Here is a 14,151-nt window from a genome sequence, read left to right as displayed (position 1 = left end):
CATTTGGTCACCGCGGAGGGAAACGGACCAATTGTACTCGAAAAACCGAGTACATTTGGTCACCGCGGAGTGGAACGGACCAATTGTACTCGAAAAACTGAGTACATTGGGCCACCTCGGAGGGATTCGGACCAATTATACTCGAAAAATCGAGTACATTGGGCCACCGCAAAGGGGAACGAGACAATTGTACTCGAAAAACCGGGTACATTGGGCCACCGCAAAGGGGAACGAGACAATTGTACTCGAAAAATCGAGTACATTTGGACACCCGCGGAGGGATTCGGGCCAATTATACTCGAAAAACCGAGTACAATCGGCCTCTGCAAAGAGGAACATTTACTGGCAAGACCATAAGCAAAGAGCCGCCCCGAGGGACGGCTCAAACTGCTGTTAAAGTTACATCTGTATCCGCCTACAGCACCCAATTCCCCTGACGGAATACCGGTTCGATGGTGCCATCGGCCAGTTCTCCGTCAATATCCAGCTCTGCGGAGCCGATCATGAAATCGACATGCGTCAGGCTTACGTTAGCGCCCCTCTTCAGCAGCTCTTCGCTGCTCATTCCTACCCCGCCTTCAATATTTGAAGGATAGGCACTGCCCAGCGCGAAATGGCAGGAGGCATTCTCGTCAATACCGGTATTATAAAACACACGGTTCAGGCGGGAGATTGGCGAATCATGCGGCACGAGTGCCATTTCACCCAGATACGAAGCCCCTTCATCCGTTTCCAGCAGCGAAGTGAGATGCTCCCGTCCGGATGCGGCATCATAAGCCGTCACTTTACCGTCTGTAAAAGTAAACGTAATGCCGTCCACCAGCCGGCCGTTCAGGTTAAGCGGAAGTGTGCTGGATACCGTACCGTTGACACCTGTGCGGAGCGGCATGGTGTAAATTTCTTCAGTCGGCATATTGGCTACAAAATATACCCCGCTTTCATTCTCACCGCCGCCTCCGCGCCACAAATGGCCTTCCGGCAGCTCCACGCGCAGATCCGTTCCCGGAGCACGGTAATGCAGGCTCTTGTAGCGTTTGGCATTCATCCGGTCCTGGCTCTGCTTGAGATCTGCGATATGCCCGCGCCAGGCGGCCACCGGATCTTCGGCAAAGGCGCGGGTCATTTGGAATACTGCTTCCCACATCGCTTCTACACGTTCTTCTTCCGGAAGATCAGCGAATACCTTGTCCGCCCAGGCCCGGGTCGGGGCCTTGATCAGCGACCAGCTGATTTTGTTATTGCGGGTGTAATGCTGATACTTCTTCCGGGCCACCGCAGCAGCTTTTACCGCCGTGGATACTTTACTAGAATCAATTCCGCGGAACAGCTCCGGGTCAGGTACTTTAATATGTAACACCGCGCCGCCCTCTTCAGCAAAGCCCTCCAGCATATCGGCATGCCACTGCGGGTAATAGCTGAAGGACTCTTCAGGGGCTTTTTCATAGCGGATACGGGTAATTTTCTCATCATCCCATTCAACCATGACATATTTAGCTCCAGCCTCATAGGCTTTACTTACGATCAGGCGGGTTAACTCTACAGTTTCCAGCGGGGAATGGACCATCAGCACTTGTCCAGGCTGCACATTTACCCCTACTTTAACAACGAGCTCCGCATACTTCTCAAGTATTATCTCGAAATCTTTCATGACAACTTCCTCCATATTCTTGAATGCATGATTTCTATCAGATCAGCTTTGAACCGCTTCTGCTATTTTAACGCAAAACGGGCGCAGTTGCGAGGCCGCCTCCAATAGAGACGACCTCTGCATGAATTATAGGCTATTGTTTGTCTACTTGCAGCAGCGTAACATTTTTCACCGAGTAGGTGTCCCGGATTTTATCCTCGGCCAGAACATTCAGCTTGATAAGACTTGCAATCTTCGCCGGATCGGCCCGGGAAAGAAGACGCCACACCGCCGGGTCAGCCAGGGTGTTGTACAGCTTTTCATCATCATATTCCTTGCGGGATTGGGTCACCAGCTTCACCTTGTAGCCGCTGATTACGGTTTCATTCTCTCCCCTGTCACTGCAATAGGCGAGAATTTCCTGCCTGAGCCCGGCCAGATCTTTTTCAAGCTCCTTCTGCTTCGCTTTAAGCTTGTAGTACTGCTGTACCTTTTTTTCCATAGTCCTCACGCTCCTCTACAGACATATGTATGCCGGATGAGCCCAATAAATAAGTTGAGGATATTTCCATTAACTCCTATAATAAAGAAGGTTTTGAGAGGAAGGCGGGTTTCTGCAGGGTTTTTGGTCCGGAGTAACGTCTAACTGCCAGCGGGACTTTTTACTGACTTTTAATTGAGGCACAAACTATCTATGTTACGGCAGGTGTATTATGTTTCAATCGTATCTATTTCCTATCTCTTATGCGTTTATGTCTTTTCCTGTAGCAGCACTTGTATTCACTTTACCTTTTCTTGTTGTGCAGTACCGGAGACACGGCTATATCAACAAGATCAGAGCGCTGGTTCTGTACCTGCTGCTGCTCTACCTGTTAAATGCTTTTTATCTGATTATGCTTCCTTTCCCGGCATCCCGGCATAATCTGCCGCTGTCCGGCAACCTGATTCAGCCTGTTCCGCTGCAATTCCTTCAGGATATTGCGGATTCTGCGGGGCTTCTTCCGGAGACACCGTCCTCTTATCTGACACTGCTGCGTGAACCTGCATTTTATCAGGCAGTGTTTAATGTGATTCTGACCATACCTTTCGGCATCTTCCTCGGTTATTATTTCCAGACACGCTGGGTAGTGTGTATTCTTCTGTCCTTTGTGCTGTCTCTCATGTTCGAGATTACACAGATTACCGGAATTTATGGATATTTTGATCACCCTTACCGGATCTTCGATGTCGATGACCTTATTACCAACACGCTCGGAGGGATTATCGGGTACCGCATCGCCTTATGGATTTCCGGTTTATTACCGAAGATTGACCAGCTGGACAGCCGGGAAGACTTATCCGCCAAAAAGGTGAGCTACACCAGACGTGCCATCGCTTTTATGACCGATTTTTTCGTATGGGTGACAGGAGCCCTTCTGATCAACTCCCTCTCGCTTCCCGGTGCGTATTGGATTTCCACCTTTATTTATTTCGTGCTCATCCCTTATGTGACCCGCGGGCGGACGCTCGGCAAATGGATTGTGCGGATCCGGATCAGCGGACTTGAAGGCCGTACCACACTATGGAGTCTGACCGTCAGATATGTTCTGCTCTACGGCATCTGGCTGGGGGCACATACGCTTATTATAAATCCGTCGTGGTCCGGCCATTTAGACAGCGGATGGACAGCCGGGATTCCAGGCTTGCTGCTGATCTGTGATATGATCTTCTGCATTCATCTTGCCCTTAAAGTGTTCAAAAGGGACCCTGTCCTGTTCTATGAACGGATCAGCGGGACCACAAACGCAATCACATGGCCGGAGAAGCAGCGTGAACTAGCAGACTATACCGGACAGCCTTCTAATTCTATGAGAAATCAAGTTGATTAAAACCCCATCTATTTCACATCATGACAAGACAAAGGCCGTACCTCCCTTCAGGGAAGCACGGCCTTTGTAATATTTTCAATCCAAATGTCTGTATCAGGCCTGCTCCATATCCTTAAGCTTAAGAACTACAGGACAATGGTCGCTGCCCAGCACGTTACAGTCAATCCCGGCATCCAGCAGATTCGGAATCAGCCGCGAAGAGGCCAAAAAATAATCAATCCGCCAGCCGACATTCCGCTCCCGGATCTTCGGCATATAAGACCACCAGGTATAAGCCCCTTCAGTGTCGGGATAGAAATGCCGGAAGGTGTCTACGAACCCGGATTCCAGCAGTTCAGTCATCTTGCCCCGCTCTTCATCGGTAAAGCCGGAGTTGCCGCGGTTCGGCTTCGCATTCTTCAGGTCTATCTCCTGATGGGCCACATTAAGGTCACCGCAGACGATCACCGGCTTCAGCTTGTCCAGCTCCAGCAGATAGGTACGGAAGCGGTCCTCCCACTCCAACCGGTACTCCAGCCGGGTCAAGTCGCGTTTGGCATTCGGAGTGTATACATTAACCAGATAAAAGTCAGCGAATTCCAGCGTAATGATCCGCCCTTCGGCTTCCGTCTCTTCCTCCAGTCCGTATCTCACAGACAGCGGTTTGATCCTCGTGAATACCGCCGTCCCCGAATACCCCTTCTTAATAGCATAATTCCAGTACTGAGAGTACTCTTCCCCATGCTCCAGCACAATTTGCCCTTCCTGAAGCTTTGTCTCCTGCACACAGAAGATATCCGCATCAGCTTCAGCAAAATAATCATTAAACCCCTTATTCACACAGGCTCTTAAGCCGTTTACATTCCAGGACACCAGCTTCATTGATGACATTCTCCTTACGATTTGACTAGAATACACTCTAGTGTAACATATTTGGGATGTCCTGTTCTAAACTATGAAAATGTATGAATCTCCTAATACACCTGCTAATTAATGCATTTATAGAATTGCCGAATATAATATTCTATCAAACGGAAAGGAGGTCAAAATAATGGCCATTTTGTTAGCGGAACAATTCTTCAATCTGGGACCCAGTGTAGGTAAATCCTACTACGAGAATCTGAATGGAATTCTCAACGCTTCAGTAACTGTGAATAACAACTCCGGTTTCCCTGTGAATCTTGTTATTTACCGGATCAATGCGCCAACCGTCTCTTATGAAATCCCTGCACTCAACAGTCTTACTCTTACCATTAGCGCCATACTGGTTGCTGCGCTTCTCAGCACAGCTGCCGGTGCAGTATTCGGCACCATCCAGGTAGCAACCTCGGATTTCTGATGCAATGAGCGGGCACCTCGCTCATGCCCGCTCCTTGCCATTCCCCTCCAGACATCCCCGGCCGCTGAAGGCCGGGGATGTTTTATGCTGTCAGACTTCCTGGAGCTAAATCCCGGTAGCAGGCATCGGACCGGTATATACAGATTGCGGCCGGAAGATGCGGTTGCTCCCCGCCTGCTCCAGAATATGCGAGGTCCAGCCGACAATCCGGCCTGAAGTGAAGGTCGGTGTAAAAATTTCCGGGTCAAGCTCAAGTGCGCGCAGGATGGCAGCCGCATAAAACTCCACGTTGGTAAACAGGCGGCGGCCCGGCTTATACTCCTCCAGCAGCCGGATAGCTGTATGCTCTACATGAATAGCCAAGTCAAAAGATTCATCTTTACCGATCATTTCCTGGGTAGCAATCTGCAGAGCCTCTGCGCGCGGGTCTTTGGTTTTATAAATTCTGTGGCCGAATCCCATAATTTTGCCCTTGTGATCCAGCACTTTGCGGATCCATGGCTCTGCGTTTTCCTTGGTTCCGATCTCCTCCAGCATCGAGATGACTTCCGAAGGAGCACCGCCATGCAGCGGCCCCTTCATGGCCCCGATCGAACCGCATACTGCCGCACACATATCAGATTCTGTAGAGAGCACTACACGTCCTGCAAATGTCGAGGCATTCATACCATGCTCCATACACAGAATCAGATAGGCGCTGAGCGCCTGCACGTGGGCGTTCTCCGGAACTTTTCCTGTCAGCATATAGAGGTAATTGGCGGCATGCCCCAGGTCTGCCAGCGGCTCGACAACAGGCAGTCCCTGCAGTCTGCGGTACCTGTAAGCAATAATGACCGGTAAAATAGCCGTCAGGCGTACAGCCTGCTTAAGGGTAGGCGGCCAGGATGCGTTCTCCGGCACCCCCAATGCAGCTACAGCGCTTTGCAATACGAGCATCAGCGGAACTGAAGCCGGGAGCAGATCAATCATTCCCCTCAGATACTCCGGCAAGGCTCTCGACTCAGCCATTTCCTGCTTCAGCAGTGCCAGCTCCTTTGGTGAAGGCAAACGCCCGTTCCACAGCAGAAAGGCCACTTCTTCATAGCATTTACTGACGGCAAGCTCTTTTGCCCAATATCCCCGGTAAACCAAAAAACCTTTCTCACCATCCACCAAACCGATATCCGTTTCTCCTGCTACTACGCCTTCCAATCCCGTTACCTTTGCCATCTGCTAATTGCTCCTTTATAATCCGTTAAGATTTGAACATCATATTAGGAGTATAAACTTCTATTTCAATATTGCATATTTATTGTTTTTTATGAATACATAAATTAATTTTATCAGCTAACTTAGCTTGTGATGTTCCAGCAGTTGACGCAGCTTTTGTTCTGTATTGGAATCGCCTGCCGGCGTATAAATACTGCAGCGCAGGTCAGCGCCGCCCTGAACCTGAAGCGATGTCAGCTGAAATAACATCTTGCCTGCCTTGGCATGACGGAATTCGAGTACAACATCCGGCGCAGAGCTTACTCTGCTCTCTTCCCACAGCTTATCAAATTCAGGATGGGCTTCCTTCATCTCGGCTATAAAATCGTCATACCAGCGGTCCTCCAAGTACTGTCCGTAATAGGCGCGGAAAATGGATAAATATCCCCGGACGAACTGTTCCCAGTTCACAGCAAGGCGCTGGAATTCCTTACGGACGAACAATAAGCGGATCATATTGCGCTCCTCCTGCGGCAGTCTGGCGAAATCCAGAAAAACGTGTGCCGCAGCCTCATTCCAGCCGACAATACCGCATCTGCGGTCTGAGATGATTGTCGGGCAGGCAGTAAGCTCCTTCAGAATCTTCTGGAGGGAAGGCGTAATTGCAGAAGCTTCCTCTTGGGGATATATGCCATTAGCCGGGCCATTATCCAGCGCAAGGGCAAACAGATAGCTGCGCTCATCCTTATTCAGCTGTAGCGCTGCGGCAATACATTCCAGTACAGAGGGTGACACTCTGATATCCCGCCCCTGCTCCAGCCACGTATACCAGGTATTGCTTACTCCTGCAAGCTGGGCAACCTCCTCCCTTCTGAGCCCCGGTGTCCGTCTTCGTGTCCCCTCGGGAAGACCGGCGGCCGCCGGAGAGATCGCTGCACGGCGTGCTTTCAGGAATGCCGACAATGCCTGAAGTCTCATCTGATGGGACATTTATATTCCTCTTTTCAAGATATTATTCGTATGATAGTAGTAATTATACTAGGATAAACGACAACTTGTAATAGGATAAGCAAAGTGAAAGAATACATTTAGAACAGCATCAACTTCTTATCATTTGGCTATACAGGGGAGGATTTATAAATGGAACGCGTTGTAATTACCGGCATGGGTGTCATATCGCCGCTTGGCAATACTGTAGAGCAATTTTGGAGCCGGCTCATTGCAGGTGAATCGGGCATCACCCATATAACAGCTTTTGATACGGCACATTTTAAAACCAAGATCGCCGGAGCCGTGCATGACTTCGACTCAGAAGGCCGGTTCGGCCGCAAGGAAGCCCGGAGAATGGACCGCTTCAGCCAGTTCGCACTGGCCGCTGCTGAAGAGGCTTGGGCTCAATCCGGACTAAAGCCTGATCAGATAGACCATGAACGGCTGGGTGTATATGTAGGCTCAGGAGTCGGCGGTATCCACACCTTAATGGACCAGGGGAATCTGCTGAGCGCGCGCGGGCCGGAGCGGGTCAGCCCGACACTGATCCCGATGATGATCTCCAACATGGCCGCAGCTATGATCAGCATGAAGTTCGGTGCACTGGGCCCGTCCATGTCACCGGTAACAGCCTGTTCGATCGGCAACACAGCCATTGGCGAGGCCTTCCGGCTCATCCGTTACGGCGGAGCTGATTGCGTGATTGCCGGCGGCTCAGAAGCGGCCATCAGCGAAATTTCGCTGGCCAGCTTCGGCAATGCCACCTCCCTGTCCACCCGGAACGGGGAACCGCAGAAGGCCAGCAGACCTTTTGACGGAGGGCGGGACGGATTTGTGATTGCAGAAGGCGGTGCCATCCTGATTCTCGAATCACTTACGCATGCGCTGCGCAGAAATGCAGTCATTCACGGCGAGATTACAGGCTATGGAGCGAGCTCGGATGCCTATCATATGGTCGCCACCCATCCCGAAGGCCGGGGAGCCTTGCAGGCAATGAAGGCAGCACTGAAGGAGGCCGGCCTGACTCCTGAAGAGGTAGATGTCATCAGCGCCCATGCCACCAGCACTATAGTCGGGGACCGTTCAGAAACGTTAGCGATCAAGAAGCTGTTCGGAGACGCCGCTTACCGGATACCGGTGACAGCAAATAAATCAATGACCGGACATGCACTCGGTGCTGCAGGGGGACTTGAAGCCATCGCCCTGCTCAAAAGCCTGCAGGACGGCATCATCCCGCCTACGATCAATCAGGAAATTCCGGATGAAATTTGTGATCTGGATTATGTGCCGAATACTGCCCGCAAGGCGGAGCTGAATACCGGCATCTCTAACTCTTTCGGCTTCGGGGGGCATAATGCTGTGATTGTACTTCGTAAGTATGAGCGCTGAACAACCGGCTATGCTCAAAGCCACAGCACTGTGAACAGCAAAAAGCGCCAAGCCGGTGAACGGCTTGGCGCTGCTTAATTTATTCAGGTTATTACTGCTGGACCAGTACAGGTTCCGGATATGCATTCTTCAGAACGCGCTGTTTGCTCTTCACCACAGCAGGAGGTTCAACAGCCGGAGCCATTGGATGCATCAGCCAGGATTTCACAAAGTGGGAATCGGATACCTGGTACATTGGAGGCTCTTTCTCCATATCGATTTCCATTGCATAAGTGCTGCGCAGTGCAAAGGCATCACCCTTAGGCGGCTTGATCAGATCCGGAGGTGTTCCCGGAATGGCAGTCAGCTGGGTACCTTTGCTCTCCAGACTCGGCATGGATGCAAGCAATCCCCATGTATACGGATGTTTTGGGTCATAGAAGATTTCTTCCGATGTGCCCATCTCCACAATTTGTCCGGCGTACATAACCGCTACACGGTCAGCCATTCTGGCAACTACACCAAGATCATGCGTGATGAAAATGATCGCTGTACCGATTTTCTTCTGCAGATCCTTCATCAGATCCAGAATCTGTGCCTGAATGGTAACGTCAAGCGCAGTTGTCGGCTCATCGGCAATCAGGAGCTTAGGGTTCGCAGCAAGCGCCATGGCAATAACTACACGCTGGCGCATCCCGCCGCTGAACTCATGCGGATACTGCTGGAAACGGCGTTCCGGTGAAGGAATACCAACGAGGCCAAGCAGTTCAACAGCACGTTTGTAGGCTGCATCCTTGGACATATTCTCATGTTTGAACAGTACTTCAGTAATTTGTTTGCCGACTTTCATCATCGGGTTGAGTGAGGTCATCGGATCCTGGAAGATCATGCCGATCTCTTTACCGCGGATCTTTTGCATTTGCTTGTCAGTTTTCTTGATCAGATCTTGTCCATCAAAAATAATCTGACCGCGCTTGTACATGCCCTGCGGTTCAGGAATAAGTTTCATAACGGCCTGGGAAGTTACACTCTTACCGGAACCGGATTCGCCTACAATCGCAAGTGTTTCTCCTTTGTTGACATGAAAGTTAACACCACGGATCGCTTGTACTTCTCCACCGCGTGTTTTGAATGAAATTGCTAGGTCCTTTACTTCTAAAAGGCGCTCCATCCTGTCACCCTCTCTACTCTCTTCAAATTATGATAATAGTTCATATTATTTAGATAGGCAATAAGTATTATTTTATCTATTCACATAGTCTTTCGTCAAGTTTTTTCTGAAAATACACCATTCTGAAATCATGCAACTATGCATTTCCTCCACCGTTAGCGGCACATTAGCTTACATCACCCTATAACTTGCATGGATAATCCCTAATACAGTAAATTTAAGCAATATAAAAATCATATCCGGCGTACAGGCGAAAGTGAGGAAAATTAAGATGATCATCAAACCCAGAACACGCGGTTTTATATGTACAACTGCCCATCCCGAAGGCTGTGCCCTCCAGGTACAGCGGCAGATTGATTATATCCGGCAGCAGCCGGGCATTGCTGGTCCGCGCAGCGTGCTGGTGATCGGAGCTTCGACCGGTTACGGCCTGGCTTCACGGATTGCGGCGGCTTTTGGTGCCGGAGCCGCCACAGTCGGCGTCTACCGCCAAAGCAGTCCCAGTGATACCCGGACAGCCTCTGCCGGCTGGTATAACTCCGCCGCGTTTGAACGCTTCGCCGGAGCAGCCGGCTTGAAATCATACAGTGTATGCGGGGATGCACTTACACAGGAAACTAAGGACCGGACAATTAAGCTCATCCGTCAGGAGCTGGGTCAGGTTGATCTTGTCGTTTACAGTGTAGCCACAGCCCGCAGAAATGATCCTGCCAGCGGTAAGGTCCATCATTCGGTGCTGAAGCCTATAGGGAAGCCATACACGAATAAGACGGTCAATTTCCATACAGGAGAGGTTAGCGAGATTACCATTGAGCCTGCATCGGATATAGAAATCCAGGACACCGTCAAGGTGATGGGCGGTGAAGACTGGCAGCTGTGGATAGACAGCTTACGCCAGGCCGGGGTATTGGCTGATCATGCTGTAACCTTGGCTTTCTCCTATATTGGTCCGGAGCTTACCAGGGCTATATACCGTGACGGCACTATCGGACGGGCCAAAGACCACCTGGAAGCCACTGCAGTGCAGCTTAATGAACAGCTGGCTCCTGCCGGAGGACAGGCTTTTGTAGCTGTCAGTAAAGGCCTGGTGACCCAATCCAGTTCGGCTATTCCTGTAGTTCCGCTGTACATCTCCATCCTCTATAAAGTCATGAAGGAGCAGGGTCTGCACGAGGGATGCATTGAACAGGCGTACAGGCTGTTTGCTGACCGGCTTTATAGCCACGGTGGCCCGGCACTTGACGAAGCCGGCCGCATCCGCATTGACGATCGGGAAATGAAACCGGAAGTACAGGCTGAGGTGGATAGGTTATGGTCCCATATTAATACTGGCAATATTCATGAGCTGTCGGATCTTGAGAGCTACAGAAGAGAATTCTTCCAGCTGTTCGGCTTTGAAACAGAAGGCGTCGATTATGAAGCAGACAGTAATCCGCTCGTCGGGATTCCCAATGCACAGCTCTAGGAGACAGGCAAGAAGACCGGGATCTCCGCCAGGAGAACCGGTCTTCTGTGTCCTATCGTATAGCCTCACTGTCAGCAGTGAACGATTCCCAGCCCCGTGCAAGATTATCAGCCGTCCAGCGCACATGATTTTCGTCCTTGTATTGTCTGGAATAGCATTCAATCACCAGGATCAGATCCAGATACAGGTCATACAGCTTTTTGCGCAGCCGCTCATTCGGGCTGTCAAAGTCTGCCCCGTAGCCCGCATAAAAAGCCTGCGAATTCTCGAAATGCCGGAAGTAGTATTCCAGCAGAACGTCCCCCCACAATGCCCGTTCCCAGTCTATAATCGAGATGACCCTTCCGTCCTTTACAAACACGTTGCCGTTCCACAGATCCCAATGTATGAGCCGGGGCTCCGTAACCTCATCCAATGCGGAATAATACCGCTCCAATACCCGCCTGATTTCCTCCTGCGCAGCAGGAAGCGTTACGCCTAGCCATGCGGCATCGGCAAGCAGCCTGTTCATCAGGGAGGTAAACGTAGCGCGCCAAGACTGTCCCGTTTCTGCCGGACTCTGTCCGAACAACCCGAAGCCGCTGCCTTTGATCTCATTAATCAGCCGCTGGTAGCGTCCAATCTGGTGCTCAATGGATGACCGCTCCTCCGGGGACAGGCTTTCCTTCACTTCACTGTACGGCTGCCCCTCAATCTTCTCCATAAAGAAGTAGGGCGAAGAGATCAGCCGCAGACTCTCGTCGTAACTGTAGACCTCAGGTACAGGAATACCGCCTATGTCTGCCACCAGCTCCAGCGCTTCGACTTCTGCGCGCATGATGTCCTTCTCATAGCTCAGCATTTCCGTCTCTGCTGCAGGGGCAATCTTAAGGATTACAGACCGGCCGTCGCTTAATTCGAGGTCATAGGCTGTATTAAAGTAGCCGCCGGTCAGCTCTGTGCCGGAGATTACAGCTGTATCCTCACCGAAAGCAGCCGAGACCAGAAGTCCCAGCTGCCGTTCATCCAGTTGGACTTTGGTGAAGCTGTCCATCAGGGTTAGACCCACCACATGTCTGCCAGCGGTTCCTCGATCAGTACCTGGCGGAGATTATCAACAGCTTTGGAGAAGCCTTCTTCAACAGACATCAGACCGTCTTCGTGCTCGATGCTAACAACGTAGTCGTAGCCCACCAGACGCAGCGCGCTGATAATATCAGCCCAGGTCTTCACGTCATGGCCGTAGCCCACCGAACGGAACTGCCAGGCACGGTCAAGCATATTTGTATAAGACTGCATATCCGTCAATCCGTGCATATTTACATTCACCGGATCAATGACCGTGTCTTTGGCATGGAAATGATGAATCGCTCCTTGACGTCCGAGGATATGGATCGCCTGCACCGGATCAATCCCCTGCCACCACATGTGGCTCGGATCCAGGTTGGCCCCGATGGCCTCACCGGCAGCTTCTCTCAGGCGCAGCAGCGTTCCAGGGGTGTGCACGGAGAACCCTCCATGCAGCTCCAGGCCGATCTTCACATCATGTTCTGTTGCAAAAGCGCCCATTTCCTTCCAGTATGGAATAACTTTATTCTCCCACTGCCAGGTTAGAATTTCCTGGTAATCATTCGGCCAGGGTGCAACCGGCCAGTTCGGATATTTGGCATCCTCATGGTCACCCGGACAGCCCGAAAAGGTATTTACAACCTGTACGCCAAGCTTCTGGGCGAGCTTGACCGAGTTCACAAAATCCTCGTGATCCTTGCGGGCCAGCTCCTTTTGCGGATGCAGCGGATTACCATGGCAGCTCAGCGCGCTGATCATCAGTCCGCGGGATTCTACAGCATGCTTGAACTCCTTAAGTGCAGCTTCATTCTCAAGCAGGAGCTTCGGATCACAGTGACTGTTGCCCGGATTGCCGCCCGTTCCGATTTCTACTGCCTTCAGCCCTTTGGAAACTACATAATCCAGCGCATCCTCCAGCTTACGACCGCCGAAAAGCACCATAAATACTCCAAGTTTCATTACTTAACCGCCTCTCCTATAGATTGTACCGGTTTTAAATCCTCGTAGGTATCAAAATCTTTAATGACCGCATTGTTCTCGGCAGCAGCAAAAATCGCTTCGATCAGGTTCTGAACGCGCAGCACTTCACTGTTCTTCACAATCGGCTCCGCCTTGCCTTCAATTACAGCGGCGAAGTTATTGTAGAAGCTGTCCGGCAGTTCGGCCGCCGGCGGCAGCGCTGCAGTAATGGTTGAGCCTTCAGACGGCGGGGCCATCGTCTTGGTCAAGCCGACTCCTGCACGGATTGGAGTAGGCTCACGGCGCTCACTCGCATGGTTACGGGTGACTATTCTTCCGTTCAGAGACCAGTCTTCAATAATGGCCGAGCCCTCAATCCCTTTCACATACCATCTTGGCAGTGTAATAAAGTTGGTGGTTCCAACCTCTACAATGGCCTTGATGCCATTTTCGAACAGAAGGATGGCTTCGAAGCCGTCATCGACATCATTGCCGAGAATATAGCTCAGATTGCTGCTTACACTGACAACCTTGCTGTCAATCATGAACAGGAGCTGATCCAGCAAATGCACGCCCCAGTCCAGCAGCATGCCTCCGCCTTGGGCTTTGACATGGCGCCAGTCGCCTGGAATGCCGTTTGCCCCGTGCACACGGGACTCAATCTGGAACAGGGAGCCTACCGTTTCCGATTCGTACATTTGCTTAATCACACGGAAGTCCTCATCCCAGCGTCTGTTCTGGTGGACCATCAGCACACGTCCGGCTTTATCCGCTGCCGCCATCATTTCCTTCAGTTCTTCCGACGACATAGCGACCGGCTTCTCGCAAATGACATGTTTGCCTGCCTTCAGGGCACGGACAGCGATGTCCTTGTGCACATCGTTCGGCGTAGCAATCAGTACGACTTCAACCGCAGGATCAGCAAGAACTTCCTCATAGCTTGCGTACGCTTTGTATCCCGCCTTTGCAGAGGCATTGCGGCGATCCTCCAGAAGATCGAATGTACCGGCCACTTCCACATGATCATTTTCCCCAATCAATTGGGCGTGATAGCTTCCCATACCGCCATAACCGACGATGACAATGGAATGTTTGTTTGAACTCATCGTGTTTTCCACTCCTGTTTCTATATGTGTGCGTGTAGTATAC

General features: G+C 51.1%; 13 protein-coding genes. 4 read left to right on the top strand and 9 right to left on the bottom strand.

Going from position 1 to position 14,151, the window contains the following annotated elements; translation table 11 throughout:
• Positions 1 to 415: 415 nt before the first annotated feature.
• Positions 416 to 1,648, bottom strand: a complete 1,233-nt coding sequence (locus tag C2I18_RS24760) for an aminopeptidase (RefSeq protein ID WP_249898376.1) — start codon at positions 1,646 to 1,648, stop codon at positions 416 to 418.
• Positions 1,649 to 1,781: 133 nt separating this feature from the next.
• Positions 1,782 to 2,129 carry a hypothetical protein gene (locus C2I18_RS24755; RefSeq protein ID WP_249898375.1) on the bottom strand — a complete coding sequence of 116 codons (348 nt, stop codon included), beginning with the start codon at positions 2,127 to 2,129 and terminating at the stop codon, positions 1,782 to 1,784.
• Positions 2,130 to 2,427: 298 nt separating this feature from the next.
• On the opposite strand from C2I18_RS24755, the gene C2I18_RS24750 reads away from it, so the two are divergent.
• Entirely contained in the window at positions 2,428 to 3,495 is a 1,068-nt protein-coding gene (locus C2I18_RS24750) for a VanZ family protein (protein ID WP_342760317.1), read from the top strand.
• A 93-nt stretch (positions 3,496 to 3,588) separates the two neighbouring features.
• On the opposite strand, the gene C2I18_RS24745 is transcribed toward C2I18_RS24750, so the two are convergent.
• Entirely contained in the window at positions 3,589 to 4,356 is a 768-nt protein-coding gene (locus tag C2I18_RS24745) for an exodeoxyribonuclease III (RefSeq protein WP_249898373.1), read from the bottom strand.
• Positions 4,357 to 4,525: 169 nt separating this feature from the next.
• On the opposite strand from C2I18_RS24745, the gene C2I18_RS24740 reads away from it, so the two are divergent.
• Entirely contained in the window at positions 4,526 to 4,813 is a 288-nt protein-coding gene (locus C2I18_RS24740) for a hypothetical protein (protein ID WP_249898372.1), read from the top strand.
• Between the two features lie 105 nt (positions 4,814 to 4,918).
• Here C2I18_RS24740 and C2I18_RS24735 read toward each other — a convergent pair whose 3' ends face one another.
• Both C2I18_RS24735 and C2I18_RS24730 read right to left on the bottom strand, forming a co-directional pair.
• On the bottom strand, positions 4,919 to 6,022 hold the full coding sequence (locus tag C2I18_RS24735; protein WP_249898371.1) for a citrate synthase/methylcitrate synthase: 1,104 nt from the start codon (positions 6,020 to 6,022) through the stop codon (positions 4,919 to 4,921).
• Positions 6,023 to 6,139: 117 nt separating this feature from the next.
• Positions 6,140 to 6,991 (bottom strand): helix-turn-helix transcriptional regulator, encoded by an 852-nt coding sequence (locus C2I18_RS24730; protein WP_249898370.1) that lies wholly within the window; start codon positions 6,989 to 6,991, stop codon positions 6,140 to 6,142.
• Positions 6,992 to 7,141: 150 nt separating this feature from the next.
• On the opposite strand from C2I18_RS24730, the gene fabF reads away from it, so the two are divergent.
• Complete coding sequence (gene fabF, locus C2I18_RS24725; RefSeq protein WP_249898369.1) at positions 7,142 to 8,380, top strand: beta-ketoacyl-ACP synthase II; 1,239 nt, start codon at positions 7,142 to 7,144, stop codon at positions 8,378 to 8,380.
• 91 nt (positions 8,381 to 8,471) lie between these two features.
• On the opposite strand, the gene C2I18_RS24720 is transcribed toward fabF, so the two are convergent.
• Positions 8,472 to 9,530, bottom strand: coding sequence for an ABC transporter ATP-binding protein (locus C2I18_RS24720; RefSeq protein WP_249898368.1), 1,059 nt, complete (start codon positions 9,528 to 9,530; stop codon positions 8,472 to 8,474).
• 271 nt (positions 9,531 to 9,801) lie between these two features.
• Between C2I18_RS24720 and fabV the strand changes: the two genes are divergently transcribed.
• On the top strand, positions 9,802 to 10,995 hold the full coding sequence (fabV, locus tag C2I18_RS24715) for an enoyl-ACP reductase FabV (RefSeq protein WP_249898367.1): 1,194 nt from the start codon (positions 9,802 to 9,804) through the stop codon (positions 10,993 to 10,995).
• A 52-nt stretch (positions 10,996 to 11,047) separates the two neighbouring features.
• On the opposite strand, the gene C2I18_RS24710 is transcribed toward fabV, so the two are convergent.
• From C2I18_RS24710 to C2I18_RS24700, 3 genes are read right to left on the bottom strand one after another with little or no spacing between them, the layout of a single operon-like run.
• Positions 11,048 to 12,046 carry a phosphotransferase family protein gene (locus C2I18_RS24710; protein ID WP_249898366.1) on the bottom strand — a complete coding sequence of 333 codons (999 nt, stop codon included), beginning with the start codon at positions 12,044 to 12,046 and terminating at the stop codon, positions 11,048 to 11,050.
• On the bottom strand, positions 12,034 to 13,002 hold the full coding sequence (locus C2I18_RS24705; RefSeq protein ID WP_249898365.1) for a sugar phosphate isomerase/epimerase family protein: 969 nt from the start codon (positions 13,000 to 13,002) through the stop codon (positions 12,034 to 12,036). Before C2I18_RS24705 ends, C2I18_RS24710 begins: the two co-directional genes overlap by 13 nt.
• Positions 13,002 to 14,108 carry a Gfo/Idh/MocA family oxidoreductase gene (locus tag C2I18_RS24700; RefSeq protein WP_249898364.1) on the bottom strand — a complete coding sequence of 369 codons (1,107 nt, stop codon included), beginning with the start codon at positions 14,106 to 14,108 and terminating at the stop codon, positions 13,002 to 13,004. Before C2I18_RS24700 ends, C2I18_RS24705 begins: the two co-directional genes overlap by 1 nt.
• Between the last annotated feature and the right edge of the window lie 43 nt (positions 14,109 to 14,151).

The sequence above is a fragment of the Paenibacillus sp. PK3_47 genome (assembly GCF_023520895.1).
Taxonomy (GTDB): Bacteria; Bacillota; Bacilli; order Paenibacillales; family Paenibacillaceae; genus Paenibacillus_AQ.
Note: the sequence above shows the minus strand (reverse complement) of the source record. Positions and strands in the feature narration are given on the sequence as shown.

Bases quoted from the DNA above. Each gene is read 5' to 3' on its own strand.
- C2I18_RS24760 (WP_249898376.1), bottom strand. From the start codon at position 1,648: ATGAAAGATTTCGAGATAATACTTGAGAAGTATGCGGAGCTCGTTGTT.
- C2I18_RS24755 (WP_249898375.1), bottom strand. From the start codon at position 2,129: ATGGAAAAAAAGGTACAGCAGTACTACAAGCTTAAAGCGAAGCAGAAG.
- C2I18_RS24745 (WP_249898373.1), bottom strand. From the start codon at position 4,356: ATGAAGCTGGTGTCCTGGAATGTAAACGGCTTAAGAGCCTGTGTGAAT.
- C2I18_RS24740 (WP_249898372.1), top strand. From the start codon at position 4,526: ATGGCCATTTTGTTAGCGGAACAATTCTTCAATCTGGGACCCAGTGTA.
- C2I18_RS24735 (WP_249898371.1), bottom strand. From the start codon at position 6,022: ATGGCAAAGGTAACGGGATTGGAAGGCGTAGTAGCAGGAGAAACGGAT.
- C2I18_RS24730 (WP_249898370.1), bottom strand. From the start codon at position 6,991: ATGTCCCATCAGATGAGACTTCAGGCATTGTCGGCATTCCTGAAAGCA.
- fabF (WP_249898369.1), top strand. From the start codon at position 7,142: ATGGAACGCGTTGTAATTACCGGCATGGGTGTCATATCGCCGCTTGGC.
- C2I18_RS24720 (WP_249898368.1), bottom strand. From the start codon at position 9,530: ATGGAGCGCCTTTTAGAAGTAAAGGACCTAGCAATTTCATTCAAAACA.
- fabV (WP_249898367.1), top strand. From the start codon at position 9,802: ATGATCATCAAACCCAGAACACGCGGTTTTATATGTACAACTGCCCAT.
- C2I18_RS24705 (WP_249898365.1), bottom strand. From the start codon at position 13,002: ATGAAACTTGGAGTATTTATGGTGCTTTTCGGCGGTCGTAAGCTGGAG.
- C2I18_RS24700 (WP_249898364.1), bottom strand. From the start codon at position 14,108: ATGAGTTCAAACAAACATTCCATTGTCATCGTCGGTTATGGCGGTATG.